Below are 25,910 nucleotides of genomic sequence, written 5' to 3'. Positions count from 1 at the left end.
TTTGCGGAAGTGAGCAGGACGGCGGTTTTCCGTTTTGGCGGCGCCCGCCGGATTTCTAGGCAAGCTCCAGCGGCCCGCTGTCGTCGAGCCGTGTCGGCAAAATGACGTCGATGGTCGTACCTTTGCCGATCGTGCTGCGCACATGCATCGTGCCTTTGTGGGCTTCTACGATTTTGAAGCACATCATCAGCCCGAGCCCGGTGCCTTTTTCCTTCGTCGTATAAAAAGGCTCTCCCAGCTTTTTGAGCCGTTCCTCCGGGATGCCGCAGCCGTTGTCCTGCGTGCGCACCCGAATGTGGCCGGGGTCCGGCATAGACACGTTGATGCGGATCAAGCCTTCCTTGGGGATCGCTTCGATCGCATTTTTCACCAAATTAATAAAAAGCTGCTTCAAATGCATCTCCGAGCAAACGATTTCCGTTAATTCGGATTCAAATTCCAGCACGAGCTGCACGCTGCGCAGCACCGCCTGCGTGTCCAGCAGCGCCTGGACCCTGAGCAATATTTCCTTTAAATCGCCTCTTTTGTATTGAATCGCTTCCGGCTTGGCAATGACGAGAAATTCGCTGACGATGAAATTGATGCGGTCAAGCTCCGACAGCATAATGTCGAAATAGTGCTGCTTCCCTTTCATGTCGCTCTGCAGCAGCTGCAAAAACCCCCGCAAGGAAGTAAGCGGGTTGCGGATTTCATGCGCCAGACCGGCGGCCAGCTGGCCCGCGACAGAGAGCTTGTCGGACTTGCGCAGCAGCTCCTCCGTTCTTTTCCGCTCCGTGATGTCCCTCGTGATGCCGGCGAACCCGATAATATTGCCCCGCTCGTTTTTGATCGGCGTTTTCGTCACACTTACATGGACGAGTTGGCCGTCTTTGCGCTGGCGCACTGTCTCCAAGCCGGAAATTTGCTTGCCCGCTTGCAGCGCTTCAAATATTTCCTGGCGCTGCTCTTCCAGAAATTCCGGATAAATCGGCAGCCTGTTCCCTTTGAGCTCTTCCAGCCGCCAACCGAACACATGCTCGTATGCCGCATTTACAGACATCACTTTGGCTCTCGGGTCCAGCACGCAGATGGCGTCCGTCGTATTATTGATGAACGATTCCAACAGCTCTTTCGTCTCCCGGAGCTCCGTCTCCATCAGCTTGCGCTCGGTAATATCTACGCAGGAGCCGATGACCTCGATCACTTTGCCGTTTTCCAAAATAGGCCGCAAGGAGCTCAAATACGTGATGCCGCGAAAAGTCGCCTCGTAAATGACGTTTTCCTCGCCGTTCCACGCTCTGCGGTAATAAGTTTCCAAATTTTTGGCCATGTAGGCCGGCCATATTTCATACAAGCCGTTGCCGATAATATGCGACGGTTTGTATCCTAACCGGTACAGCAGCTCGCCGTCGCACAGCGTATGGATAAACCGGCCTTTCATTTGCCGGAACTTCATCGTCATGCCCTGCTGTCTGCGGACCGTCTCGTGCAAATCCTGCTGGGCGATACGCAGCGACTCCCGGTCTTTATTGTGCTGGGTAATGTCCCTGGCGATAATGTACATGCCTTCGATCACATCGTTGACGATAATCGGCACATTTTTCAAGCCGAGCACGATCGTTTCGCCGGTTTTATGCTTGACGGACAGCATGTAATTATCGGATTCCTGAAAAAGCAGGCTGTGAGCGAAAATGTTCTCCTTCTCTTTGCCGCCAAAAAAACGGCTGATCGGCTGACCGGCCATCTCAATCTCCAGGTAGCCCATAATGCGTTCCATCGCAGGATTTACGTTCTTAATGATGCCGGATAAATCGCACGTCAGAATGCCGGCCGGATTGTGCTCGATCAGCGACTTATAGCGCTGCTCGCTTTCGGCCAGCTTCCTTTCCATCTCCGACCTGCGCGTAATATCGCGGATTTGCGTAACAAAATAGAGCGGATTGCCGATCAAGTCCCGAACTAGCGATATGCTGCACTCCACCCAAAGGATGCTTCCCGATTTATGCTTAAGTCTTTTGTCGATTTGGTATGAAGTAAACTGCCCTTGAAGCAATTGTTCCATTAACGCCTTGTGATGGCTCATATCTTCCGGCAAAAAAATGGCGTGAACATCGGTGCAAAGAAGTTCTTGTCGCGAATATCCTGTAATAGAGCTGAAACAATTATTGATTTTGATCCAGAGGCCGTTGACTGATATCAAGGCCATGCCGATCGCCGCATACTCGAAGGCCGCGCCAAAAGACGGCTCGTTGCCTCTCAGCAGCTCCTGCACATTGTCCGGATCCACGCCTTTTCCCATTTCCAGCGGCTTATTAATCATTTTCGTTCTATCTCCTATCCCTTACAAGCGTTCAAAGCTCACGTTGTTCGCTTGTTTGAATTCGACGACTAGAAATATTTTCCTGCCCAAGTTGCATGCCGTGCTGAAATTATGCTCAAAATGTGCCCAAACCAATAGTCTGTATGCTAGAATGAATCGAGTATCAAGCATGCGAATGGAGGTATGTGCTATGCCCAATATTTGGGCTCATCTTATATTCGGCCAGGAATTGATGAAACGGCTTGGGCACAGCCATATTTTGAACGATAAACAGGCCTGTCGCACGTTCTCCCTCGGCTGCCAGGGGCCCGATTTTTTGCTGTATCATCATTTCCTGCCCTGGCAAAAAGATAAGCGGCTTCAGCAGCTCGGGAGCGCGATGCACCAGCGGGAATGCGGGCCCTTTTTGCTGGATTTGCTGGGCCGGATGCAGGGCAGAGGCATATACAATCCCGCCGTCCTGTACACTCTCGGCTTTGTCACCCATCATATTTTGGACCGCAATATGCATCCGTACATTTTTTATAAATCCGGCTTTAAAAAGTGGAATCACCAGCGCTTCGAGGTCATTATGGACACGTTGGTCGTGCGGCGCATGCTTGGGCTGGAGACGTGGAAGACGCCCGTGTGGAAACAGATCGATGTCGGCCGGACGTTCCCGCTCGGCGTCGTACCGGCGCTTGCCGCCTCCGCAGAGCGGCATTATCCGGAGCTTGCCGCCGGCCTGAGCGAACAGGACTGGAACGACGCGTATCGGGATATGATTCGGGCGCAGCGGCTGTTTCACGATCCGAAAGGGATTAAACGCGTATTTACGCTCGGCCAAATCAGCCCGTTCGTATATGCCAAAAACCCGGCTCCGCTCGATTACATGAATGAAGCCGGAACGGTTTGGAACTGTCCGACTTCGCCGGACGAAACGTACACGCACAGCGCCTGGGAGCTGTGGGATCAAGCCGTGGAGGACGGCCTGAAAGTCATGCCCGCTGCGATCCGCGCGCTGCAGACAGACTCGGCCGCCGATTGGGAAGCGCTGCGCACCGTTCTCGGCAACCGATCTTACGAAACGGGCAAGCCGTGCGAAAGCGGCCTGGAAATCGTTCACGTGCAGCCGATCATTTAGGCGGCCGATCCGGTGTACGGAAGCTGTCTGCGCCCAAACAGCTCCGCCGTCAGATTTCTAGAGCTTGTCGTCCGGAGCCTGCTCCAGCCATTTCCCGATCTGCCCGATCACGGAGGCGACGCATCCGTCTGCAAAAGGCGTGATCAGCCCGGCCGCCTGCACAAGCTCCGTGAAGGAGCGGCTTCCGCCCAGCCGGCACAGCCTCAAGTAATCCTGCCACGCCGCTGCAGGCGCTTCGCTGGCCCGTTTCCAAAATTGCAGCGCGCAAATTTGCGCCAGCGTGTAATCGATGTAGTAAAACGGGCTTTTGAATATATGCGCCTGCTGATGCCAGAAGCCACCCCTTTCCAAATACGCCTGGTCGTCGTACACGCGGTGAGGCAAATATTTGAGCTCGATCTCGCGCCATACTTGCTTTCTGGCCGCAGGCGTCATGTCCGGCTGTTCGTACACGCGGTGTTGAAATTCATCGACAGCTACCCCGTACGGAATGAAGAGCAGCGCCTCGCTCAAATGCTTGAACTTGTACTTGTCCGTATCCTCCCCGAAAAACAGCTCCATCCATGGCCACACGATAAACTCCATGCTCATCGAATGAATCTCGCACGCCTCAAGCGTCGGAAAAATATACTCAGGCACCTCGAAATGTCTGCTGCAATAAGCTTGAAAAGCATGGCCGGCCTCGTGCGTCAACACGTCGATATCCCCGGACGTGCCGTTAAAGTTGGAAAAAATAAAAGGCGCTTTATATTTGCTTATAAACGTGCAGTATCCGCCGACGCGCTTCCCTTTTTTGGCGACGAGGTCGAACAAGCCGTTTTCCTGCATGAACGTGTAGAACTCATCGGTTTCCGGCGACAGTTCCGCATACATCTCGGCTCCCTGCCGGACGATCCATTCCGCATCCCCTTGCGGCAGCGGATTTCCGGACGGAAAGCTGAACTTGTCGTCGTAATAGCGGAGCGTATCGACCCCGATTCTCGCCGCCTGCCGCTCTTTCAGCTTCGTGGCCACCGGCACGATCTGCTCCAGTACCTGCTTGCGGAATGCGGCAACATCGTTCGCGTCGTAATCGGACCGGTTCAGCCGGGCATAGGCAAGCTCGACAAAGCTGCCGAAGCCCAGCTTTGCGGCAATTTGGGCGCGAACCTTGACCAATTGATCGTAAATCTCGTCGAGCCGCGCTTCATTTTCTTCAAAGAAGCCGTACCTGGCATCCGTCGCCCGCTTCCGCATCGCCCTGTCCGTCGATTGCTGGAACGGGGCCAGCTGCGCCAGATTGCGCTCTTCGCCTTCAAACATCAGCTTCGCAGAGGCGACCAGCTTGGAATATTCGCTCGCCAGCTTATTTTCGCGCACGAGATCTTCCACGATTTCCGGCGCAAACGTGCGCTGCGACAGCTCCGCAATGGTGAATAGCTGCCTGCCCCATTTCGCCTCCAGATCCGCCCGGAAAGCCGATTTTGTAAGCGCTTCATAAAATTTTGTCACGAGCCCCTGATACTGCGGATCAACCTCATCGACGAAATCCTGCTCCGCCTTGTAAAACTCGTCCGCCGTATCAATCGTATGGCGAATATGCGCGATCTGCATCAGCGACTCCAGTTCGCCGCGCAAAGCGACGATCGATTCCATGCACGCATCCTGCTCACCAAAATCCGCCGCGCTTGAAAACTGCTCAAGCAGGCCGTTGAACTGCCGTTCAAACGCTGCAAAATCCGGTCTTTCATACACATACTCTTGAAATTTCAACGCTGGATCACTCTTTTCTCCCTGCTCGGCAGGATTATTTAACCAATGGTATATATTCACTTTACACCAGATGAGACTCGTTTTAAATAAGCAAATAGGAGCAATCATAAAACCGAAGAGGACGGCTTCACGCAGCCGCCCCCTTGCATCATTAGCTCAAATTCGGGATTTGCCAATCGATTTCCTCACTGCCGATTTCAAGCAAGTACGCGTTCGCCTGCGAGAAAGGCCTGCTGCCGAAAAATCCCCGGTAAGCCGAGAGCGGGCTCGGATGCGGCGATCGGATGATCCGGTGCCGCTTCGCATCGATCAGGCTCATCTTGGCCTGCGCATGGCTCCCCCACAACAGAAACACGACCGGCTTCTCCCTCTCGTTCAAGCATCGGATCACCTGATCCGTGAAACGCTCCCAGCCTTTGTCCTTGTGCGAATTCGGCGTGTCGGCCCGCACGGTCAGCACCGTGTTGAGCAGCAGGACTCCCTGCTCCGCCCATTTGACCAAATAGCCGTTATCCGGGATGTGACAGCCTATATCGGTTTGCAGCTCTTTATACATGTTTTGCAGCGACGGCGGAGTCGCTATGCCGGGTTTGACGGAAAAACTGAGTCCGTGCGCCTGTCCGTGCCCATGATACGGGTCCTGGCCGAGAATCACGACTTTCGTGTCCGCGTAGCCTGTAAGATGAAGCGCGTTGAAAATATCGTGCTTGTCCGGGTAAACTCGCCGCGAATTGTACTCGTCCACAAGAAATTTGCGCAGCTCCATATAGTAAGGCGTTTCGAATTGCTCGGCCAACAGCTCCGACCAATCGTTATTCAAGATAGCCATTCTTTATTTCCTCCACCATGTTTTTATGCCAGCGTTTCTACGCCCAGTTCCCCCGTATGCGGGTCTTTCAGCACAATCCGGCCTTCAACGGGCGCGCCGTCCGGCAGCGTCAGTTTCAGCTTGGCGGTTTTTCCTTTTTGCACCAGCGCCTGCACCTGCGTATCGGTCAAACTGCGGCCGAAGCTTTCCTTCCAGATGACGAACTTGCAGCCTTCCTTGTAACGGGAACAGCCGTAGCCTTTCCGTCCCATGAACAAAGAGCCGCCGCAGCCGGGCCGCGGGCACGCGGCCACGATCGCGGAAGCGCCGTCCGGCGGCTGGGCTGCGGCCGTTTTGCGCGCAGCGGCCGGGGCTTTCGCTCCCGCAGCGGTTCCTTGCGCCGCTGCGCCGTTCTCCCGGCGGGAACCCGCCGCCTGGGAACGGGCCGCGCCGCGCTTGCCTGCGACCGGGGTCTCCCCTTCGAAAGCCGTGCGGGACGCTCTCGCCTGCATGCGGACTTTGTCCACGATCAGGCCGGCGAACTTTTTCACGTTATGCATGAACTGCTCGTCCGAAGCCGTGCCCCGCGATATTTCGTTCAGCCTGCGCTCCCACTGTCCGGTCATTTCGGGGGAAGTCAGCAGCTCGATCCCGGCGCCGCGGATCAGCTCGACGGCTGTTCGGCCCTTTTGCGTGATGACGATTTTTTTGCCCTGCATATCGATGTAGCCGACTTTTTTCAGCCGCTCGATCGTCGCGGCGCGCGTGGCCGGAGTGCCGAGCCCCGAATCTTTCATTGCATCGCGCAGCTCCTCGTCCTCGATCTGCTTGCCGGCGCTTTCCATCGCCTTCAGCAGCGTGCCTTCGGTAAACGTTTTGGGCGGCTGCGTTTCTTTCTCCTTGACGACGGTGTCGCTGCAGATGACACCGTCCGACGGATTGACGGAGAACGGCTCATTGACTTCGATTTCTTCCTCGTCTTCCTCTTCCTTGTCCTTGCCTTTGCCGCCTCTGGGCTTGTCCTTCTTCTGATCGGCGTAAATGATTTTCCAGCCCAAATGCAGCAGCTCTTTGACGGTCGTCTTGAACATTTCCGTTTCCGCTTCCGTCATCACCGTGTGCACCTTGTACTCGGCCGGCGGATAAAACTGCGAAAGAAAGCGCCTGACGATCAGATCGTACAGCTTCTGTTCGTCCGGATTCAGGCCCGACGCCTTGCGGTTCGTAGGCAGTATCGCATGGTGGTCTTCCACCTTAGCTGGATTGCAAATAAATTTGTTGTTTTTATGAACGAGATTGCGGTCGGCTCCCTGCGCCAAATCCTGGTAAGCCGTGCCCTGAAGCGCGGAAAGCGCCTTGTGCATTTCCGGAATGTTTTGCTCCGTCACATAGTTGGAATTCGTCCGCGGGTACGAGATCACTTTATGCTTCTCATACAGCGACTGCGCCGTGTCCAGCGTTTTTTTCGCGGAAAATCCGAACTTGCCGTTCGCATCCCGCTGCAGCAGCGTCAAATCGTACAGTTTGAAAGGATACTCCTTCGTCTCTTTGACCTCGTACGAAACGATGCGCGCAGGCTTGCCTTTTACTTTTGCCGCAAGCGCTTCGGCTTTGGCCTTGTCCGTCATGCGCTCTCCCTGCCACATGCCTTTGTAGGCCGTATCCCCTTGCGTAAAATGGCCCTCCAGCTCGAAAAACTTGAGCGACGAAAACGCCTCGATCTGCTTTTGCCGGTCATAAATCAATGCGAGCACAGGCGTCTGCACCCGGCCGACGGAAAGCAGCACATTATGCTTCGTCGTAAAAGCGCGCGAGCCGTTCATGCCAATCAGCCAGTCCGCTTCGCTCCGCGATCTGGCTGCCTTGGTCAAGTTATCGTACTCGCTGCCGTCCTTCAGCGTCGCGAACCCTTTGCGAATCGTCTCCGCCGTCAAGTCCGAAATCCACAGCCGCTTCACCGGATGCTTCAACTTCAAATGCCGCTGTATGAGCGAAAAAATATGCTGGCCTTCCCGCCCGGCGTCGCACGCGTTGACCAGAAGGTTGCATTTCCCCGCCAGTTCGGCAATGACCTTAAGCTGATCTTTGGTGCGCGGATTCGGCACGAGCTTGAACTGCTCGGGAATAATCGGCAGATGATCTATGCTCCATTTTTTATATTTCTCATCGTATTTGTCGGGCTCCGCCAGTTCGATCAAATGACCGATCGCCCAAGTAATAATGTACGTCTCGCCTTCCAAATAGGACCGTTTGTTTTGCGCTTTCGGCTCGATAGCCGAGGCGATATTGCGGCCCATGTCAGGCTTTTCGGCGATAATCAAAGTTTTCACGCGTCTACTACCTCTTGTCGATTATTGCTGTCGGTATTTCTCGTCAGCTTAACAATATTCGTCCTACGCAGTCAAAAATCCTCTTTCTATCGCCCGTCTTATATCTTTTCGTCGTAAAAATACAGCTGCGAGTCAATACCGGCCCCCAGCTCGATGATGCCGTAAGAATACCGGGACTGTCTCCGTTTATCGGTCGGCGAACCCGGATTGAACAGCAGCATGCCGTCAATCGTATGCCGGTAAGGAACGTGCGAATGCCCGAAAATGACGATGTCCGGCCGTTCGGCAGCAAATGCTTCCCGCGCCCGCTCCTCGGTCGTCTTGCGGTAGCCGTCGCCATGGATCAGCCCGATCCGGCGGCCGCCAAGCGTGAGCAGCTTTTTGCGCCCGAAGCGCTCGATGATGTCCATGCCGTCGTTATTTCCGGCCACAGCCTCGCAAGGAGCTATTTGCTCTACAAGATCTACGATCCGCATGCCTACCCAATCGCCGGCGTGCACGATCAGATCCACACCCTGAAGCCCCCGAACGAGTGCATTCGGCAGCTTTTCCGCACGATCCGATAAATGAGTATCCGAAATCACACCAATTCTCAAGTACTATCACTCCAATCGCTCTCTGTCCTGCCATTGTAACAGAAAACGCTTACATTTGCACGTAATCGTCCAGAAAAGGACATTCCTTCCATCTGATGTAAGCAAAACGATTCTATACTTCTTCCGCTCACTCACTCGCTGTTTGCGTGCCAGTTTGTTACAATAGAAACCATACTTCAACCGATAAAGGGGGATCGCGTGCGCCCGGCCCTGCAAACCGGAAGCACTTCCATCATATGAAAGAACCTGTGGTCATTCAAAATAAACTCAAAGAAGCGATGAGCCATCTCGAAAAACGCTTCATGGAACGCGAAGAACTGATTCGCGTGCTGCTGCTGGCCGTAATGAGCGGCGAGCACGTTCTGCTCGTCGGCCCTCCCGGCTCCGCCAAGTCGCAGCTGGCGCGGGCCGTTGCCGGACTGTTCGGCAGCGAGCCCGGCTTCGATTATTTGCTCACCAGGTTTACAACTCCCGATGAGCTGTTCGGTCCCGTTTCTTTGCAAAAGCTGAAACAGGACGAATACGTCCGGTTGACGGACGGATATTTGCCGGCGGCGCGCTTCGCTTTTCTCGACGAAATTTTCAAGGCGAACAGCGCGATTCTCAACTCCCTGCTCTCTATTCTGAACGAGCGCATCTTTTTCAACGGCCGCGGGAAGCAGCAGGTTCCGCTTCATTTTTTGATGGCGGCTTCCAATGAGCTGCCCGAAGACAACGAACAGCTTGCCGCGCTGTACGACCGCTTCCTTTTCCGCTTCGAAGTCGAGTACGTGAAGCAAATATCGAGCTTTGAGCTGATGTTCGGCGCCCCTTCCGCACCGCTGCCCGTACTGCTGTCGACGGAGTTGGTCAACCAATTGAAAGCGGCGGCGCAAGACATTATTTTGCCAGAGCCGATCATCTATATGATGTTCCAGCTGAAAACCGCCATGGAGGAAAAAGAATACGTCATATCCGACCGCCGCTGGCACAAAATCGGCCGGGTCTGGAAATGCTCCGCCGCCATCCACGGCCGCAGCTCGGTAAGCGTATGGGATACGGTGCTCACACCGCATATGCTGTGGGACTTCCCGGAGGACTTGAGCGAGCTGAAAGAGCTGTTCGATCAAGTTTTTCAGGAGATGCTGAAAAAGGAAATGGAGCAGGAACTGCCGCTCCAGACCTACAATCAATCCGTCCGCAAGTGGCTGGACAAGGAGGACGAGCTGCATTCGTTCCAATTTAAAAAGGAAGTCGGCGGCGCGCTTTCCAAAGAGGCGTCCGAACGGCTGAAAGCGGAGCTGGAGCTGTGCCGCTCCGAGCTGGAGGAAACGGCCAGAAGCTTGCGGGGCCGGCTCATCGGCTGGCAGGAAAAGGAGAAAAAGCTGGCCGAATGGATCGCTTCCCAGTCCATTTTCCTGCTTCATCCTGACCAATATGCCGTAAAGTTCACCCATCTCCGCATACAGGGCGAGCGCAACCTGCAGTCCGTTCAAGGCCTGTACCGCACCTTGTTTGACCGGGAAATTCCCGGCATTGTCTACGACTATACCCTTTAAAGAGGTACCGCCCTATGATCATACGCTGCACAAGGGTCGACAGATACGTCTTCGAAGGCTATGTCCGCTCATCGCGGGCCGCTAGCGAATGGATGCGTGAGGCTGTCCGGCAAGCCCCGTGGTTTCAACTGGAGCTGTTCGCCGATTTTTTCATGTGTTTTTATTTGGCGAAACCGGAAATCGACGGCGCGGCGGAAGACACGCCCTTTCACCGCTGGCTTGTGCTCACTTTGCGCAAGCAGTATTTTTACGTCTCGATACATCCGCGGACGATCGGCCAGGTCAATGCGTCCTTCAAAACGGCGCTGAAAGCGTTGATGTGGCTGACGGAGTCTTACGAGAAAGAAGTGACGCGCAGGCAAAAGGAACAGCAGCAGCTTGCCGCCGGCATCGAGAAAAAGCAGGAGCGCAGCGGCCAGGAAGACGCCAGGGTCAGCGAGCGGCTAACGGACAAACAGATCGAGAAGCTGCGCCTTGTCGGCTATACGCTCCAGCAGGGCAAGCGCACGGTCGAGGAGAAGCAGGCTGCCGCGGATACGAAACCGCTCGTCGCCGAGGAGATCCAGGCTTTGCGCCAGCGCATCGCCGAGTTGAAGGAAGCGATGCGTACCGAGTTCATGAAGCGTGACAAGCTGAAAACCAAGCTGCGCAAGGCGGAGGACGAGCTCGCGAGCCGCGAGCGGCAAATGGAGCGGATGACCTCAAGAGATACCGCCGCGATGAAAGAAGTCGAGGACGAGCTCGGCGATTGGCTGAACCGCGCGCTCAAGGAGACGCTGTCGCAGGAAGAGGAGGACAGCTTCGATGTGCACGCGCTGATGCAGGCCAGCCAGCGGCTGGCCAACAGGCGCTGGGGCAGCGAGCTCGGCAAACTGCGGCGGCAGACGTTCGAACGCTACACGCAGTGGATCGAAAAGCTGCAGCGCAGCAAAGATTTGATCGCCTTCTTGCAGGAAGTCGGCCGGAACGTCCATCATCTGCGCGTGCAGCGCAAAAAAATACGCTCCCCTTTCATTCCCGAAGCCTACGACGATTTGCGGCACTCCGGGGAACTTTCCCACATGCTGCCCAGCGAAGCCAGCCTGCTCGCGGATGAAGATTTCGAGCCTTATTTTCTCGTCAAATGGATCGAAAACAAGCTCATGACTTACAACTACACCGGCGCGCTCGACGAACCGCAAAAAGGTCCCGTCATCTGCATGCTGGACACGTCGCACTCCATGCGCGGCGCCAAGCTGAAGCTCGCTCAGCTGTTCACCGCAACGTTCGCCTCCTTCGCCCTGCTGGAGGGGCGCGACTTCATGCTGCTGCTGTTCGGCGCCAAAGGCGAGCTGATCGAGCACACGCTGTACTGTAAGCGTCCGGATTGGGACCGCTTCTACGCGCTGGCGCAGATGGCTTTCGGCGGAGGCACGAACTTCGACGCGCCGCTGCTGAAAGGAATGGAAGCGGTGCAGAGCAATCCGCATTTTCACGGCGCCGATTTCGTCATGGTGACGGACGGCGTAGGCCAGTTGTCCCCGCCGACGCTGCAAAAGCTCGGCGCGCTCGGCCAAACCAAGCGGCTGCGCCTCCACTCCCTGATCATCGGAACCGCGCGCCAGCATCTGATGCAAAAATACGAGATTTTGGGCGTCTCGCATCAAATCCGATTTGCAACGACCTGGGAGATGCAGGACCCGGTTAAAGACGAGCTGCTGCTTGACGTTTTTGCCAAACATTGACGGCACGGAATTAGATCGCCTTGCGGATGGATGGAAATAGTCGCCATTTAAAAAGACATCCGAATTGGCTATGCGTAGAACCGACTGGCGGGCAGCTCGCCCACTAGATCTGGGGCATGAGCTTGGCCTTTGGACTGAAGTATGCTCCTGTCGGGTTGCGTTGTTTCAGTAAGCCACCCCTTTCCGTTCGGGTTGCTGTGCTGAAATGGTGGGGAGCCGGATTGGCAGGGAGAAAGCCTGCAAAAGTGCAGGTTTTTTCTGTAAAAATGGTCCATTTTGGCGAAAAGCCTGCGATAGTGCAGGAATTTTCGACGAAAATGAACCTGAGCCCATGTTCGCAGCGAAAAGCCTGTACATTTGCAGGAATTTGTCGTGGACAGCGCATCTATCGAACAAAAACTGTACTTTTGCAGGTTTTCTTCGCACAACCAGGCAGAGGGTGCGACCGGTTCTGGCAGGTGGGTTTCTGGGCAAATTGTTGCGACCGGCTCTAGCGTGTGGTTTCTGGGCAAATTGTTGCGACCGGCTCGGGCGGGCGGGTGGCGGGCTGGAAGGTCGCTGTTTTGCCGGGTGCACCGTCATTGGACGACCCCAAAAAGACCCGCAATCTTCGCTTGGAAGTTTTGCGGGTCCTTTATTTGCCGATCATTCACAGCAGCTCTTTAATAACGTGCAGGGCTACGCCCGTCTCGCGGTACACTTCCAGCAATGAAGCTCCCGGGTTCGAACGGACAAACTCTTTCACTTTGCGTGTTTCCGCCATAAGCTCTTCTACGCACGTTTTACAGCGATTCTCATAGTCGGCGAGCAGCAATTGCCCGCAATCGACGCAGTTGCAAAGCGGCATTGGCTCACCCTCCACGTTGGTTTCCCTATATCTTTCGCAAGCCGCTTCCCGAATTTGGGGGTAACTCTGGAATAAAATTCCACCGTTATCGTGATCGCACTTGCATTCTACTAGACATTATACCCCAGGTTTTGACAATGCCGCCAGTACCGATCCTGTTTACTTTTTCGTCAAAGAATCGATGTCGATAAATGGTGCCGCCCCGCCGGTAACTGAAGGTAAACGGCCGTCCCATTTTTCCAGCGCCTTCTCCTGCACTTCGATTTGCTTCAATTGCACAAGCTCCGGCGTCACTTCCTGCTTCTTGAGCTTGAGCGATTCCGCCTCCGCCTGCGCTTGCGCAACCTTTTGCTGGGCTTCGATTTGAATCCGTTTCAAGTCGTTCTCCGCTTTCAAAGCTTGCTGCTGCGCGACTTGCTTCGCTTCAATCGATTGATTGAACGCATCGGAAAATTTGAAATTGACAATATTGATGTCATTGACGAACAGATTGTATCTGCCCAAACGTTTGGTCAGCAGCTCCTGAATTTCCACAGCGACCGCATCGCGTTTGGCGATTAAATCTTCAGCCGCATATTTGGCTGTCACTTCTTTCACGATTTCCTGAATGGCCGGCGCGATGATCACCGTATCGTACGAGCCGCCGATATTGTTCATCAAGTTGTACGCCGATGCTTTATCCACCGAATAGTTGACGGCGACGTGCGTGGACACCGGCTGAAGGTCTTTCGACGATGCCGTCGTGTCGGCTTCCGCTTTGGTCACCTGGGTGTTCACTTGAATAATCGTCTGCACGAACGGCACTTTCATATGCACGCCCGGGCCCAATACGGAGTCGCTCAGCTTTCCGAATGTTTTGTACAAACCTACATTCCCGTACTGCACGGTCGAAAAGCCGTTCAACAAAATAATGAGAACGACAACGACCAGCAAAGCCGTGGTTATGATCCATTTCACATTCGCAGCCCGACTCTTCGGGTTCAGATTGGTTTCCATCGCATCTCTCCCTCTCTTTTTTAAGAACCTCAATAATTGTACGGCGGCGAGCGGGAATTTGTTTCAAAATTATGTAAAGTTTCTTGGCGGGCAGCACACTTCCATGCAGCGGATCGCTTGTTGCAGAGGAACGACCTGCTCGGTCTGCTCGACCATATCTTTCAGCCTGACTCGGGCTGCCGAAATTTCCTCCGAACCGATCAGAACGACGAATCGGATGCCTTGAGCGGATGCGGACGACAGCAGCTTTTTTAATTTGCGGTCGCCGCTTGCGACGCGTGTCCGTATGTTTGCCTGGCGCAGCTCGAACGCTGTCCGCAGAGCTTCGGCGGAAGCTTCCTCCCCTATCCGGACGACCAGCACCTGGGGCCGGGGCGTTTGATCCGCATGTTTTCCGCTACGCAGCATCTCCATAATCGCCTCCATCCCAAAGGAAAGACCGACTGCCGGAACGCTGACTTCCCGCCCCTCCGCCAAAAGCCCGATCATCCGGTCGTATCTCCCCCCTCCGCCCAGACTCGATGTATACACGCCCGCCGCATCGGCAATCTCGTAAACCGTACCTGTATAAAAAGACAATCCCCTCGAGAGAAACGGGTCAAAAGTGCAGCAGCCGTCCAAACCGGTTTGCTGCAAAAGCAGCTGCAAGGCCCGTGCCTCCTGCGCACCTCCCTTTGCCTCCAACTGAAAACGGTCCAGCAGATGAGCGAGTCGCAGCGGCTCCTCGCCATTGAGGGCCACCGTGCGGGTTATTACTGCGTCCGATAATCCTTTGGCGGCAAGCTCGGCGCCAACGCCTTCGGCACCGATTTTCGCCAATTTGTCCAGTGTAAGCATGACGGTAAGGTGCATAGCTGACGGCACGCCTAGACAGTCAAGCAGCTCGCCGAGCAATTTGCGGTTATTCCATTTGATTACAACCGGAATGCCGAGCTTCCCGAACACATCGGCCGCAAGCTGCATCAGCTCCGCCTCTCCGACCGGACCCGCGATTCCGACCGCATCGGCGTCGCATTGGATGAATTCACGCATTCGTCCGCGCTTCACGGGGCCGTCCCGGAATACTTTGCCGATCTCGTAACGTTTGAACGGAAGCTCCAGCCCGGGGTTATTGGCAACCACTTTGGCAAGCGGCAGCGTCAGGTCATATCGAAGCGCCAAATTCCGGCCGCCCTGGTCATGCAGGCGGTACATTTCTTTCAAAACCTCTTCCCCGCCCGCATACTTGGATGCCAGCAGCGCCTCTTCATTCAAAATCGGCGTTTCCATCGGCTCAAAATCGTACAATGCAAACACCGTTTCCAGCACGGACTGCACCTCTTTCCTCAGCGCCTGCTCTTTTCCCCAATAATCGTTAGTTCCTTTCACGTTTTGCATACATTTCCCATTCCCTTCTCCGTTTATTGGCGAAAATAAAAAACGCGCCGGACCTCTGGTCCCGCGCGAATCGTTATTCCGCAGGGAGGCCAACGCGAACAGCGTTAGCCCACCCCGAAAAAGTTACAGGTGTGTGCTAACGCCTTTCAAAATAATGATGAAATTGTACGATGCAAGAACGAATCATGGCGATCGTCTCCTTCAACATAATTACAATGATTATAACGGCACGTTGTCCGCTGTGCAACTGGTTTTTTTGCCGGTTATGCCAGCAAGGATTCAATATCGGCAGCGATATCGGCAGGCTCCGTGCGGGCGCTGTACTGCTTCACGATTTGACCGCTGGCATCGACGAGGAATTTCACGAAGTTCCATTCGATATCGCCGGTCCGGTAAGGCTCGGGCGTGTTGTTCACCAAATAAGCAAACAGCGGATGAGCATGCTCGCCTTTGACGTCCACCTTGGCGAACATCGGGAATGTGACGTTATAGTTCAGCTCGCAGAAGCTTTGAATTTCTTCGTTCGTTCCCGGCTCCTGATTGGCAAACTGGTTGCAGGGAAACCCGAGAACCGTAAAACCCCGCTCTTTGAATGCTTCGTAAAGCTCTTGCAGCCCTTTATAATGCGGAGTCAGTCCGCAGGCGCTGGCCGTATTGACGATGAGCAGCACCTTGCCTTTAAACGCGGAAAGCGAAATTTCCTCACCTTTAATCGTTTGTACTTGTATATCATAGATCGACATAAATGCTCTCTCCTTTATTTTGAAATGTCCCGACTTGTCCATTATAACATTGCTTTCCAGCATTTTACCAATGCTTTCGGACGACCTTGAAGCTAAAGTTGCCTGCCAACCTTTCATGTGATATAGTTGATTACTCTGTTTTTATTTACCAACACATTAACTCTTAGGAGGTAACTGATCTTGGACACAAAGACTCAAAGTGCCTATCAAGAAGAACTGCAGCGTCTGGAACAAACCGGCGAAGAAATCGACCGGCAGTTGGAAAGGCTGCGCGCGACCCCGGTTTATTACGGCCCTGACTTAACCGAGCAGGCGCTCGAAGGGATTCGCGATCAAAGCCGGCGCAGCTTGTCCAAAGCCGTAGAGGAGCCGTATTTCGGGCGTCTTGACTTTCAAGAAAATGCGTCAGGCAGCCCCGTTCCGCTGTACATCGGCAAAGTCGGCGTAGAAGACGATCACACCGGGCAGCTGCTTGTCATTGACTGGCGCGCGCCGGTAGCCAGCCTGTTCTACTCGTTTACAGGCGGTTTGGACGCCGCAGCCTACGATTCCCCGGACGGGCTGATCGAAGGCCTCGTCTATTTGAAACGCAACCTCGTCATCCGCAAGCAAATTTTGCAGCGGGTCGTCGATACTTATGACCGCGATCAGGATTCGCTCGCCGTAGGCGACGAGTTCCTGCTTTACAGGCTCGGCGAGAACAAGGACAATAAGCTGCGCGACATCGTGTCCACGATTCAAGCCGAGCAGGACCGCATCATTCGCGCCGCCAAGAACACGGCGCTGATCATTCAAGGAGTCGCCGGAAGCGGTAAAACGACCGTCGCGCTCCACCGCCTCGCGTTCTTGCTCTATCAATACAGAGAGCAAATCCGTGCGGAACGGATGATTATTTTCGCGCCGAACAGCATGTTTCTCGACTACATCTCCGGCGTGCTCCCCGAGCTCGGCGTCGGCAATATTCAGCAAAGCACGTTCACCGACTGGACGCTCGATATTTTGGATCAGGAAGTCAAAATGGCCGACCCTTCCCTCGCCCTGCAAACCTGGTTCGCCGTCGGCAGCAAACGGCCGGTTATCGACGATTCCGCGCCGGGGCGCTTCAAAGGCTCCACCGCCTTCCTCCGCTATTTGGACGATTGCCTGAGCCGGTTCGAGCAATCGTACGTTCCGGCTGCGGATTTCATTCCGTGGGAAGGCGCCAAGCTGCCGATCGCCACGATCCGCGAATGGTTTTTCGTCGAAAACAAGCACTACCCGTTAGCCAAACGCCGTGAGCGCGTCGTCGCGCGGATTAAGCGGTGGACGGAGATGCAGCTGGAAAAAATTTGGGAAGCAAGCCGCAAAAAAGATTTGAAGAAAAAATCGTCCCAGAAGCTGCGCACGTATTTGACCGGATGGCCGGAGCATACGGCATTCTCGCTGTATAAGCTGATTTTTTCGGAGACGGGCAGACCCTCAAGCCTTCCGCTTGAGCTGCTGCGGCAAATTCCCGACTCGATCGTCAGCTCCACGGTGAAGCCGTTCAAGAAAAAAGAAGTGCAGCCGGAAGATCTGGCGCCGCTGTTGTACATTCATACCCGTCTGCACGGCATCGCATCAGACCGGATGTTCGATCATGTCGTTATCGACGAGGCGCAGGACTTCTCGCCGTTCCAGGTTGCCGTGCTGGATTCTTATACACGCAGCGGCTCCTTTACGATTTTGGGCGATCTGTCGCAAGGCATCCATGCCTATCAAGGCATCGTCGAATGGAAAGAATTTTCCAGTTTATTCCAAGAAAACGAAACGGCTTATTTCGAGCTTGAACGAAGCTACCGCTCTACGATGGAAATCATCCATTTTGCGAATCAGGTGCTCACCCGGGGCGTGCCCAATCCGCTGCTCGCCGTCCCTGTATTCCGCAGCGGAGACAAGGTGCGCGTGCTGCAGACCGCCCCCGCAAACCGGCTGCCTATGCTGGTAAAAGCCGTGACGAAGCTCAAACAAGGCGATGCAAACACGATCGCTGTCATCGCGCGGACGGAGAAGCAGGCTCTGGAGCTGCACGAAGCGCTGACTGCGTCAGGCATTGAGGCGAATTTGATTACGGCTGGGCAAAGGGAATACCGCGGCGGCCTTTCCGTACTTCCGGTCTACATCGCCAAAGGACTCGAGTTCGACGCCGTCCTGCTTATGGACGCAATCGCGGGTCAGTACGAAGCGAACCTGTTGGACGCCAAGCTGCTGTATGTCGGCTGTACCCGCGCCCTTCACGAGCTTTGGCTGATCGCCCCCGGCGAGCTGTCGCCGCTGATCGATATTCGGGATGAGGCCTACGTAACCACCGATTTTCCACAATAACCAATAAGACACATAGCTCCGGTGACCGCAACGCGGCGGCCGCCCAAGCTGTGTGTCTCTTTTTTTCGGTTTGCATTTTGTTCAAAACGAATGAAGGTATACGCGTTCCGCGAGCGTCCAAACTAGTAGTGGCTGAACCAATCGCCAAAAACAACGAATGAAATTGGGAAGAAAGAAGGGAAAGCATATGGACTACTCGCTTCGAGAGGAACGGGCCAACGCCATCAGTCATGGCATAGGAGCCGCACTCAGTATCGCCGCCTTGATTCTGCTGATCGTTCAAGCCAGCCGTTATGGAGACGCCTGGCATATTGTAAGCTTCAGCATTTTCGGAGTCACCCTGGTGCTTCTGTATACGTGCTCCACTTTGCTGCACAGCGTCAGCGAACCGAAAATCAAAGATCTGTTCGAGATTCTGGATCATTCCGCAATTTATTTGCTCATTGCCGGAACGTACACGCCTTATCTCCTCGTTACGCTGCGCGGGACGCTCGGTTGGACGTATTTTGCCGTCATATGGAGCTTGGCACTCGTCGGCATCGTGCTCAAAATCTTTTATGTCAAACGATTCATCGTACTGTCCACGATCTGTTATATATTGATGGGCTGGCTCATTGTGTTCGCCTTCAAGCCGCTCTATGACCATTTGCCGACCGGCGGGATCGTCCTGCTTATTGCCGGCGGACTGCTGTATACGTTCGGCACAATCTTTTATGTATGGCGCGGCGTCCGCTACCACCACGCCATATGGCATACATTCGTGCTGGCAGGCAGCGCTTGCCACTTTTTCTCCATATTCCTTTATGTCGCACCGCTGTAAAGCTTTTGGCGCCGCTGACCGGCCGCATGGCTCCCGTTAAGCCAGCAAATGCTGCAGTTGACCGACGGAGACGGCGTGTTCGAGCGCGGCGGCAATCAGCCCGTAGCCTTTGGCGTTCGGGTGGACGTGGTCTTCGGCCAAATGCTTGCTTTCTTTGCCGACAAAAGCATCATAAATTTGCACGACGCGGACGTCCTCCTTCGCCTGCTTGCGCAAAAACCGGTTAAACCGCCTGATCCAGTAAGCGGAATTGGGCACTTGCGGCAGCGGATTATACAATCCGATCAAAACGATGAGATAAGGCGCCCCAGCGCCTTTTTTCAATTCTTCCAGCTGCGCGAGCAGCTTTTTATAATTCGCTTCATATTTTTGCAGCGCCGACTTCAGAAGGTTCGCATTACCCTGGTAAAAATAAGGAATGGCAGCTTGAATTAAATCGTTGCCACCGGCTGTAATCGTGATCAAGTTCGCCTGTTTGACATGAGCCCGCAGTTCGGGCTCCTTTTCGAGCTTGGCGAGCAGTTCTCCGGTAGTCGCGCCATTCGTACCTGCCTGAGTCAAATGGACGGGCACGTTCAGCGCCTTCTCCACTTTTTTCCGGTACAGCGGCACGAAGCCTTGCCCGGCCTTTGCCCCATAGCCTACAGTCAAGGAATCACCGAATGCCAGATAATGGATCGCCTTCTTCATCACAACCCTCTCCCCAAATCCCGACGTACTACCAATGTATGCGGGTGCGCCCAGATTGGGAAGGCCGGACGACGCGCCGGCGGGAAGTTTTTATTCGCTCGCGAGCAGCATCTGCGGCTTGCACTGCTCCTCGACAAACCTTTCGATTTGCGCCTTTTCCGTCAAAGTAAACTGATATTCGCAGTCGCAGCCCTCGTCCTGCAGCACGATTTGCACGGGCTCGCCGCCATGATTGCATATGACGAGAACCCCCGGCTCCTGCAGGCCGTTGGGCAAATACTGCCCTTCCTTCAAATTCAGGTCGAGGTACACATCAACCCATTGCCCCCGAGCTTCCACTTCCCTGCGAAATAGCGCAAAATCGTGCTCTACCGGATCCGCACCGTATTTCATCATACCCATTGCCTCCTTCTTGCACGTGTCGTCCACTTATTGTAACCCAGCCTCCGCGTTTGTGGTAGTTCCCCCTCAAATGTACTACAATGAAACCAAGAATATTTTTTCATCGTGTTCGAGCGGGGGATAAAAACAGTCGTCCATGCTGCGCGGAACGGCGTTTTTAGCGACCGTCGAGCGGTTCCGCAGTAATTAATTTTCGGGCTTGCACATTCGTTTGTGTGAAAACCCACGATGGGTGGCACGGCGCAGCCGGTTGAACCTGACGGCTTGGCAGCCCGAAATAGCCTGCGAAAACCCCCATGACGCCGTGGACGTCACCCCACAGAATGAAAATAATTCAGCTCTACTGTGTTTATTTTCGTATAAAGTGCAGGCTTTTTCGGGGGAGCGGGCCGGTTTCGGGAAATTCCTGCGATTGTGCAGGAATTTCCGGCTAAGAGGCGGCTGGGCCTCGAATTTCGGCGAAAAGCCTGCACTATCGCAGGAATATTTCGCGGGCAGCACTTCTCGACGCAAAAAAGATGTACTTTTGCAGGCTTTCTGCGCGCGGCTAGTGATTCCCTGGTGAGCATGTTTTTCCGCTCACCACTCTGTAGGCCTCGCCTGCAAGGATGGCGTGGCGGCTTGCCAGCCCGAAAAGCCTGCGAAAGTGCAGGCTTTTTCGGGGGAAGCGGGCCAGTTTCGGGAAATTCCTGCAATTGTGCAGGAATTTCCGGCTAAGAGGCGGCCGGGCCCATAATTCCAGCGAAAAGCCTGCAGTTTTGCAGGAATATTTCGCGGACAGCGCTTCTCGACGCAAAAAAGATGTACTTTTGCAGGCTTTCTGCGCGCGGCTAGTGATTCCCTGGTGAGCATGTTTTTCCGCTCACTGCTGTGTAGGCCTCGCCACAAGGATGGCGTGGCGGCTTGCCAGCCCGAAAAGCCTGCGAAAGTGCAGGCTTTTTCGGGGGAAGCGGGCCGGTTTCGGGAAATTCCTGCAATTGTGCAGGAATTTCCGGCTAAGAGGCGGCCGGGCCCATAATTCCAGCGAAAAGCCTGCAGTTTTGCAGGAATATTTCGCGGACAGCGCTTCTCGACGCAAAAAAGATGTACTTTTGCAGGCTTTCTGCGCGCGGCTAGTGATTCCCTGGTGAGCATGTTTTTCCGCTCACCACTCTGTAGGCCTCGCCTGCAAGGATGGCATGGCGGCTTGCCAGCCCAAAAAGCCTGCGAAAGTGCAGGCTTTTTCGGGGGAAGCGGGCCGATTTCGGGAAATTCCTGCAATTGTGCAGGAATTTCCGGCTAAGAGGCGGCCGGGCCCATAATTCCAGCGAAAAGCCTGCAGTTTTGCAGGAATATTTCGCGGACAGCGCTTCTCGACGCAAAAAAGATGTACTTTTGCAGGTTTTTTGCACGCGGGCTAGTGATTCGAGGCGAGCATATTTTTCGCTCGCCGACGTACAGCCTCGCTAACAAGTATCTCGTTCGCCGCCATATGGGCCTGCCAGCAAGCAATTCACTTGCCCCTACGCTTAACTCGCTAGCAAGTATACCGGCGTATCTTTTTCCACGCAGCCAACGCTTCACGTTCCAATGCTAGAACGTTGATTTTCGGCTCGGCGCCCGATGGAGGCACCTATCGCCGCTGACGCTGCTGGGGACGATGGTTTTTCATCGTCGCGTGGAGGTCCCCGCGAAACGATGTTTTTCAATCATTATTCAAACGAGGAGTTTTTGCGAAATGAAAACGATGATCGCGCAAACTATAGACCGGCACGCCGGCAAATTCAAAGAAATATCCGGCTTTATCGGGGCGAATCCCGAGTTGGGCCATCAGGAATTTTTGGCCGCCGTCAAGCTTACCGAACAGTTGGCATCCCATGGCTTTCAGGTTGAGCGCGGGATTCTGGACATACCCACCTCGTTTCTCGCCACCTACGATTCCGGCAAGCCGGGACCTGTCGTCGCTTTTCTGGCCGAGTACGACGCGCTTCCCGAGCTGGGCCATGCCTGCGGGCACCATTTGATTTGCATGATGAGTATCGGGGCGGCCGTAGGCCTGCAGTCCGTCCTCGCGGAAACAGGCGGCAGCATTCGCGTATACGGAACCCCCGCCGAAGAGACGAAAGGCGCCAAAGTGCCGATGTCCGAAGCCGGGCTGTTCGACGACGTCGACATTGCGCTTATGGCCCATCCCTACTATACGTATGAGAAATCCGGCGAATCGCTCGCGATGGACGCGATACAGTTCGAATATTTCGGCCGTTCCGCCCATGCCGCTGCGCAGCCTTACGAAGGCATTAACGCGCTGGATGCGGTGCTCCAGCTGTTCAACTCCATCAACGCGATGCGGCAGCAGGTCAAATCGGACGCGAGAATTCACGGCATTATCAGCGAGGGCGGCAAAGCGCCGAACATCATTCCGGACTACGCCGCCGCGCAGTTCTACGTAAGGTCCGCCTCCCGCAGCTATACGGACGAACTCGTGCAAAAAGTACTGCGCTGCGCGGAAGGCGCCGCTCTCCAAACGGGCTGCACGCTGCAAACGTCCAACTACGAGTATTCGTACGACGAGCTGCGAACGAATGAGACGCTGTCGGCGGTTTTTACGCGCAACCTTGCGGAAATGGGCATCGCGGAGGACGAGATTGAAACCGGCAAAGATCACGGATCGCTCGATCTCGGCAACGTTTCGACGCATTGCCCGACCATTCATCCGTTCGTCAAAGTCGTGGACGAGAAACATATGCTTCACACCAAAGAGTTCCGCGATTTGGCGATGCAGGACAGAGCTTTGGAAGGCATGATTTTCACCGCCAAAGCTTTGGCCTTCACCGCTTACGACGCCATAGCCGACAAGGAGCTGCTCGACAAAATCAAAGCCGAGTTTGCAGCCGGCCAGTAAGCCCCTTCAAAAACTTGCGGCCGCCGCCTTCGCGGACACCTGCTTCAAGTCGAAGCGGCAGCGGCATTCCGCGGGGAGCAGCCGTCCTCTTCGCGCCGGTCGAGGCGGTGCACGATGGAGCAGTCGCGGACACCTGCTTCAAGTCGAAGCGGCAATGGCATTCCGCGGAGAGCGGCCGTCCTCTTTGCGCCGGTCGAGGCGGTGCGCGATGGAGCAATCGCGGACACCTGCCTCATGTCGAAGCGGCAGCGGCATTCCGCGGAGAGCGGCCGTCCTCTTTGCGCCGGTCGAGGCGGTGCACGATGGAGTAAAACAGCAGCATGCCTGCAACTCCGGTCAAGCCGATCAATACGGCCATCGTCCACGAAGGCAGGATGCTCCCAAGGATGACGCCGCCCCCGCCGATCAGCAGAGCGATTTTGTACAGCATGCCGTTTACCGCCATGTAAGAGCTTCTTGCGTGCTCCGGCGCCATATTTCCCAAATACGCCTGGTTAACGGGAACATACATCAACTCGCCGCACGTTGCGATAAGCATGGACAGCAGCAGAAGCCATGGCTGATTGCTGTATACCACATAGCTGTAACCGGCAATATACAGCGTATATCCGACGAACAGCACCTTTTTGTCCGGGAACCGTCCGATAACGAATCTCGCAGCTGCGGAAAGCAGCACGACAAGCACCGTATTTTCCGTCCGCAAAAAGCCGACCATCTGTAGGCCATCGACGTGCAAGGAAATGGTGCCCCAATCGATGAACGGCGCGTCCATCATCTCTTTGCCCAGTCGGACGGCAACATAATTGCCCGTGTGGAACTCTACCGAAACGAGCAAAAGACACGCCACGGTAAATACCATAAATGTCGAATCTTTCATAACCTGCGCATAGTTCGCCCACAGGGACATCGCTTTCGGGCGTTCGCCGCCCTGCGCATCCGCCGCTTTGAAGGGCACGTACACTTCTTCGATGAAAAAATAAGTCACGAGCAAAGTGATCAGACCGATGCAAGTCAGCAAAACAAACAGTTCGAACAAATACGATTTGAACAAAAACGCCCCTGCAATGCCGGCAACCGCAAGCGACAAGTTGTTGATCCAATATTTGAACGCGTACATGTATTTGCGCGATTCGGGCTCCGTGACGTCGAGCAGCATCGCATCGTTCGCCGGGGCGTGCAGCCCCCACAGCATGCTGACGAGAATCATCATCGCGAAAGTGACGACGGGCGATTCGAACCAGGGCGAGTTGGACATCGCCATCGCGGCAAATGCCGCCGTGCACCCGGCTTCGGCTGTGAGCATCAGCTTTTTGCGGCCGATCCGGTCCGCATAGTAGCCTCCCCAAATGCCGGCGGCCAAACCGGCCAGGATGCCCGCAATAACGGCCAAACCCGCAGTCGTATCTCCCAGCTTTCCGGAAAAGTAAATGGACATGAACGGCAGCACCATATTGTTGGCGGTTCCAGACAAAAACGAAAGATAAAAACGAATCTTAACATTGCGATGAAAATCCCGAAATTTCACGAGCCACCTCCGTTATTAGACAAGCCCCTGCCCCTGCCCCTGTCCTTACCTCAATTGACCAAAGTTCAATAAATGCTCAAAAAAATTTATGACCCCTTCCCTTCACTGCTGCGCAGAAACATAGCGACACCAAGCAGCAGCAGACACCCGGCCCACATCTGCATTCCCGTAATGGATTCTCCCAGCAGGAAGTAAGCGAGCAACGAGGCTCCGAGCGGTTCCCCCAACACGGTCATGGATACCGATGCGGCGTTCATATATTTCAGCAGCCAGTTAAATATGTAGTGGCCGAACACGGTCGGCACGACGGCCAAAAGCAGAAACACGCCCCAGTCGTCAAGCGAATATCCCGTAAATGACTTGCGCATGCAAACGTTGTACACCGCAAGAACGAGTCCTGCGCTCAAAAAGACAAAAAAACTGTAGACAAAGGCGGAGATGTGTTCGCGCAAGCTTTTGCCCAGCAGCATATGAACCGCAACTGCAACTGTCCCCAGCAAAGAAAGCAGGTCTCCCTTGAGCCCCTCGCCGGAAAAGCGGAAATCTCCCCACCCGATGAAGATCGCTCCGGCAATGGCCATAATCATGCTCAGCACCGCCGTACGGCTTGTCCGGTGACTGAACAGCAGAAAAGATCCCAGCATGACAAAGATCGGCTCCAGTGTAAGAATCGCGGTGGAACTTGCTACGGTCGTGTAATTCAGCGAATCCATCCACCATAAAAAATGCAGGCCCAAGGCGGCGCCGGAAGCCGCGATCCGAATCCAGTTCCGCACAGAGATGCGCGACATTTCGGCCATATACCGCCAGACAAAAGGCAGCATCAGCACATTGGTCAAAAGCAGCCTGTACATGGCCAGCACCGAGGCGGGCGCATCCGACCATTTTACAAAAATCGCAGAAAAAGAGATGGCAATAATTCCAACGGCAAGAAATAAAATAAGCGGTACTTTGATTTTACTGTTGATTGGCATACGTAAACTCCCCGGTGTCTTCATCTGGCATAAGTTGCCGTATTAGTATATCGAAGGACGGGCGGCTTGCCAACCACTTGACAAAAAACTTTTTCAATTCCAACATTTTCATATATAATTTAATCGATACAATTCGGATTTG

General features: G+C 54.6%; 19 protein-coding genes. 6 read left to right on the top strand and 13 right to left on the bottom strand.

Annotated elements, in window-relative coordinates:
- Positions 1-55: 55 nt before the first annotated feature.
- Positions 56-2,299: a PAS domain S-box protein gene (locus AC3G2T_RS18140; RefSeq protein ID WP_488436432.1), complete on the bottom strand. Its 2,244-nt coding sequence runs from the start codon at positions 2,297-2,299 to the stop codon at positions 56-58.
- 190 nt (positions 2,300-2,489) lie between these two features.
- Here AC3G2T_RS18140 and AC3G2T_RS18135 point away from each other — a divergent pair, with 190 nt between their 5' ends.
- Positions 2,490-3,422, top strand: a complete 933-nt coding sequence (locus AC3G2T_RS18135; protein ID WP_488436431.1) for a zinc dependent phospholipase C family protein — start codon at positions 2,490-2,492, stop codon at positions 3,420-3,422.
- 57 nt (positions 3,423-3,479) lie between these two features.
- Here AC3G2T_RS18135 and AC3G2T_RS18130 read toward each other — a convergent pair whose 3' ends face one another.
- The 4 genes from AC3G2T_RS18130 to AC3G2T_RS18115 all read right to left on the bottom strand — a co-directional run bounded on the left by AC3G2T_RS18130 (position 3,480) and on the right by AC3G2T_RS18115 (position 8,908).
- Positions 3,480-5,174, bottom strand: coding sequence for a M3 family oligoendopeptidase (locus AC3G2T_RS18130; protein WP_488436430.1), 1,695 nt, complete (start codon positions 5,172-5,174; stop codon positions 3,480-3,482).
- A gap of 151 nt (positions 5,175-5,325) precedes the next feature.
- Positions 5,326-6,003 carry a uracil-DNA glycosylase gene (locus AC3G2T_RS18125; RefSeq protein WP_488436429.1) on the bottom strand — a complete coding sequence of 226 codons (678 nt, stop codon included), beginning with the start codon at positions 6,001-6,003 and terminating at the stop codon, positions 5,326-5,328.
- 23 nt (positions 6,004-6,026) lie between these two features.
- Complete coding sequence (locus AC3G2T_RS18120; RefSeq protein ID WP_488436428.1) at positions 6,027-8,312, bottom strand: type IA DNA topoisomerase; 2,286 nt, start codon at positions 8,310-8,312, stop codon at positions 6,027-6,029.
- A 98-nt stretch (positions 8,313-8,410) separates the two neighbouring features.
- Positions 8,411-8,908 (bottom strand): metallophosphoesterase family protein, encoded by a 498-nt coding sequence (locus AC3G2T_RS18115; protein WP_488436427.1) that lies wholly within the window; start codon positions 8,906-8,908, stop codon positions 8,411-8,413.
- A 236-nt stretch (positions 8,909-9,144) separates the two neighbouring features.
- Between AC3G2T_RS18115 and AC3G2T_RS18110 the strand changes: the two genes are divergently transcribed.
- Both AC3G2T_RS18110 and AC3G2T_RS18105 read left to right on the top strand, forming a co-directional pair.
- Positions 9,145-10,446 (top strand): AAA family ATPase, encoded by a 1,302-nt coding sequence (locus AC3G2T_RS18110; RefSeq protein WP_488436426.1) that lies wholly within the window; start codon positions 9,145-9,147, stop codon positions 10,444-10,446.
- A gap of 14 nt (positions 10,447-10,460) precedes the next feature.
- Positions 10,461-12,170 (top strand): hypothetical protein, encoded by a 1,710-nt coding sequence (locus AC3G2T_RS18105; protein WP_488436425.1) that lies wholly within the window; start codon positions 10,461-10,463, stop codon positions 12,168-12,170.
- Positions 12,171-12,819: 649 nt separating this feature from the next.
- Here the strand turns inward: AC3G2T_RS18105 and AC3G2T_RS18100 are convergent.
- The 4 genes from AC3G2T_RS18100 to AC3G2T_RS18085 all read right to left on the bottom strand — a co-directional run bounded on the left by AC3G2T_RS18100 (position 12,820) and on the right by AC3G2T_RS18085 (position 16,133).
- Positions 12,820-13,017, bottom strand: a complete 198-nt coding sequence (locus tag AC3G2T_RS18100; protein WP_474685532.1) for a hypothetical protein — start codon at positions 13,015-13,017, stop codon at positions 12,820-12,822.
- 159 nt (positions 13,018-13,176) lie between these two features.
- Positions 13,177-14,013, bottom strand: a complete 837-nt coding sequence (locus AC3G2T_RS18095; RefSeq protein WP_474685530.1) for a prohibitin family protein — start codon at positions 14,011-14,013, stop codon at positions 13,177-13,179.
- A gap of 69 nt (positions 14,014-14,082) precedes the next feature.
- Entirely contained in the window at positions 14,083-15,390 is a 1,308-nt protein-coding gene (hisS, locus tag AC3G2T_RS18090) for a histidine--tRNA ligase (protein ID WP_488436424.1), read from the bottom strand.
- A gap of 263 nt (positions 15,391-15,653) precedes the next feature.
- Positions 15,654-16,133, bottom strand: a complete 480-nt coding sequence (locus tag AC3G2T_RS18085; protein WP_474685526.1) for a glutathione peroxidase — start codon at positions 16,131-16,133, stop codon at positions 15,654-15,656.
- Between the two features lie 180 nt (positions 16,134-16,313).
- Between AC3G2T_RS18085 and AC3G2T_RS18080 the strand changes: the two genes are divergently transcribed.
- Both AC3G2T_RS18080 and trhA read left to right on the top strand, forming a co-directional pair.
- Entirely contained in the window at positions 16,314-18,476 is a 2,163-nt protein-coding gene (locus AC3G2T_RS18080) for a HelD family protein (RefSeq protein WP_488436423.1), read from the top strand.
- Positions 18,477-18,663: 187 nt separating this feature from the next.
- A complete protein-coding gene (gene trhA, locus AC3G2T_RS18075) occupies positions 18,664-19,296 on the top strand; it encodes a PAQR family membrane homeostasis protein TrhA (protein ID WP_474685523.1) in 633 nt (210 codons plus the stop codon).
- Positions 19,297-19,332: 36 nt separating this feature from the next.
- On the opposite strand, the gene AC3G2T_RS18070 is transcribed toward trhA, so the two are convergent.
- Positions 19,333-19,986 carry a GDSL-type esterase/lipase family protein gene (locus tag AC3G2T_RS18070; protein WP_474685522.1) on the bottom strand — a complete coding sequence of 218 codons (654 nt, stop codon included), beginning with the start codon at positions 19,984-19,986 and terminating at the stop codon, positions 19,333-19,335.
- A 90-nt stretch (positions 19,987-20,076) separates the two neighbouring features.
- A complete protein-coding gene (locus AC3G2T_RS18065) occupies positions 20,077-20,382 on the bottom strand; it encodes a hypothetical protein (RefSeq protein ID WP_474685521.1) in 306 nt (101 codons plus the stop codon).
- Positions 20,383-22,105: 1,723 nt separating this feature from the next.
- Here AC3G2T_RS18065 and AC3G2T_RS18060 point away from each other — a divergent pair.
- Positions 22,106-23,269 carry a M20 family metallopeptidase gene (locus AC3G2T_RS18060; protein ID WP_488436422.1) on the top strand — a complete coding sequence of 388 codons (1,164 nt, stop codon included), beginning with the start codon at positions 22,106-22,108 and terminating at the stop codon, positions 23,267-23,269.
- A 232-nt stretch (positions 23,270-23,501) separates the two neighbouring features.
- Here AC3G2T_RS18060 and AC3G2T_RS18055 read toward each other — a convergent pair whose 3' ends face one another.
- Together AC3G2T_RS18055 and AC3G2T_RS18050 are read right to left on the bottom strand one after the other, a co-directional pair.
- Positions 23,502-24,794, bottom strand: coding sequence for an MFS transporter (locus AC3G2T_RS18055; protein WP_488436421.1), 1,293 nt, complete (start codon positions 24,792-24,794; stop codon positions 23,502-23,504).
- An 86-nt stretch (positions 24,795-24,880) separates the two neighbouring features.
- A complete protein-coding gene (locus tag AC3G2T_RS18050) occupies positions 24,881-25,768 on the bottom strand; it encodes a DMT family transporter (protein WP_488436420.1) in 888 nt (295 codons plus the stop codon).
- Between the last annotated feature and the right edge of the window lie 142 nt (positions 25,769-25,910).

The organism is Paenibacillus sp. sgz302191 (assembly GCF_057749925.1).
Note: the sequence above shows the minus strand (reverse complement) of the source record. Positions and strands in the feature narration are given on the sequence as shown.

Bases quoted from the DNA above. Each gene is read 5' to 3' on its own strand.
- AC3G2T_RS18050 (WP_488436420.1), bottom strand. From the start codon at position 25,768: ATGCCAATCAACAGTAAAATCAAAGTACCGCTTATTTTATTTCTTGCC.
- AC3G2T_RS18070 (WP_474685522.1), bottom strand. From the start codon at position 19,986: ATGAAGAAGGCGATCCATTATCTGGCATTCGGTGATTCCTTGACTGTA.
- AC3G2T_RS18095 (WP_474685530.1), bottom strand. From the start codon at position 14,013: ATGGAAACCAATCTGAACCCGAAGAGTCGGGCTGCGAATGTGAAATGG.
- hisS (WP_488436424.1), bottom strand. From the start codon at position 15,390: ATGCAAAACGTGAAAGGAACTAACGATTATTGGGGAAAAGAGCAGGCG.
- AC3G2T_RS18060 (WP_488436422.1), top strand. From the start codon at position 22,106: ATGAAAACGATGATCGCGCAAACTATAGACCGGCACGCCGGCAAATTC.
- AC3G2T_RS18100 (WP_474685532.1), bottom strand. From the start codon at position 13,017: ATGCCGCTTTGCAACTGCGTCGATTGCGGGCAATTGCTGCTCGCCGAC.
- AC3G2T_RS18125 (WP_488436429.1), bottom strand. From the start codon at position 6,003: ATGGCTATCTTGAATAACGATTGGTCGGAGCTGTTGGCCGAGCAATTC.
- AC3G2T_RS18105 (WP_488436425.1), top strand. From the start codon at position 10,461: ATGATCATACGCTGCACAAGGGTCGACAGATACGTCTTCGAAGGCTAT.
- AC3G2T_RS18140 (WP_488436432.1), bottom strand. From the start codon at position 2,299: ATGATTAATAAGCCGCTGGAAATGGGAAAAGGCGTGGATCCGGACAAT.
- AC3G2T_RS18085 (WP_474685526.1), bottom strand. From the start codon at position 16,133: ATGTCGATCTATGATATACAAGTACAAACGATTAAAGGTGAGGAAATT.
- trhA (WP_474685523.1), top strand. From the start codon at position 18,664: ATGGACTACTCGCTTCGAGAGGAACGGGCCAACGCCATCAGTCATGGC.
- AC3G2T_RS18065 (WP_474685521.1), bottom strand. From the start codon at position 20,382: ATGATGAAATACGGTGCGGATCCGGTAGAGCACGATTTTGCGCTATTT.
- AC3G2T_RS18135 (WP_488436431.1), top strand. From the start codon at position 2,490: ATGCCCAATATTTGGGCTCATCTTATATTCGGCCAGGAATTGATGAAA.
- AC3G2T_RS18110 (WP_488436426.1), top strand. From the start codon at position 9,145: ATGAAAGAACCTGTGGTCATTCAAAATAAACTCAAAGAAGCGATGAGC.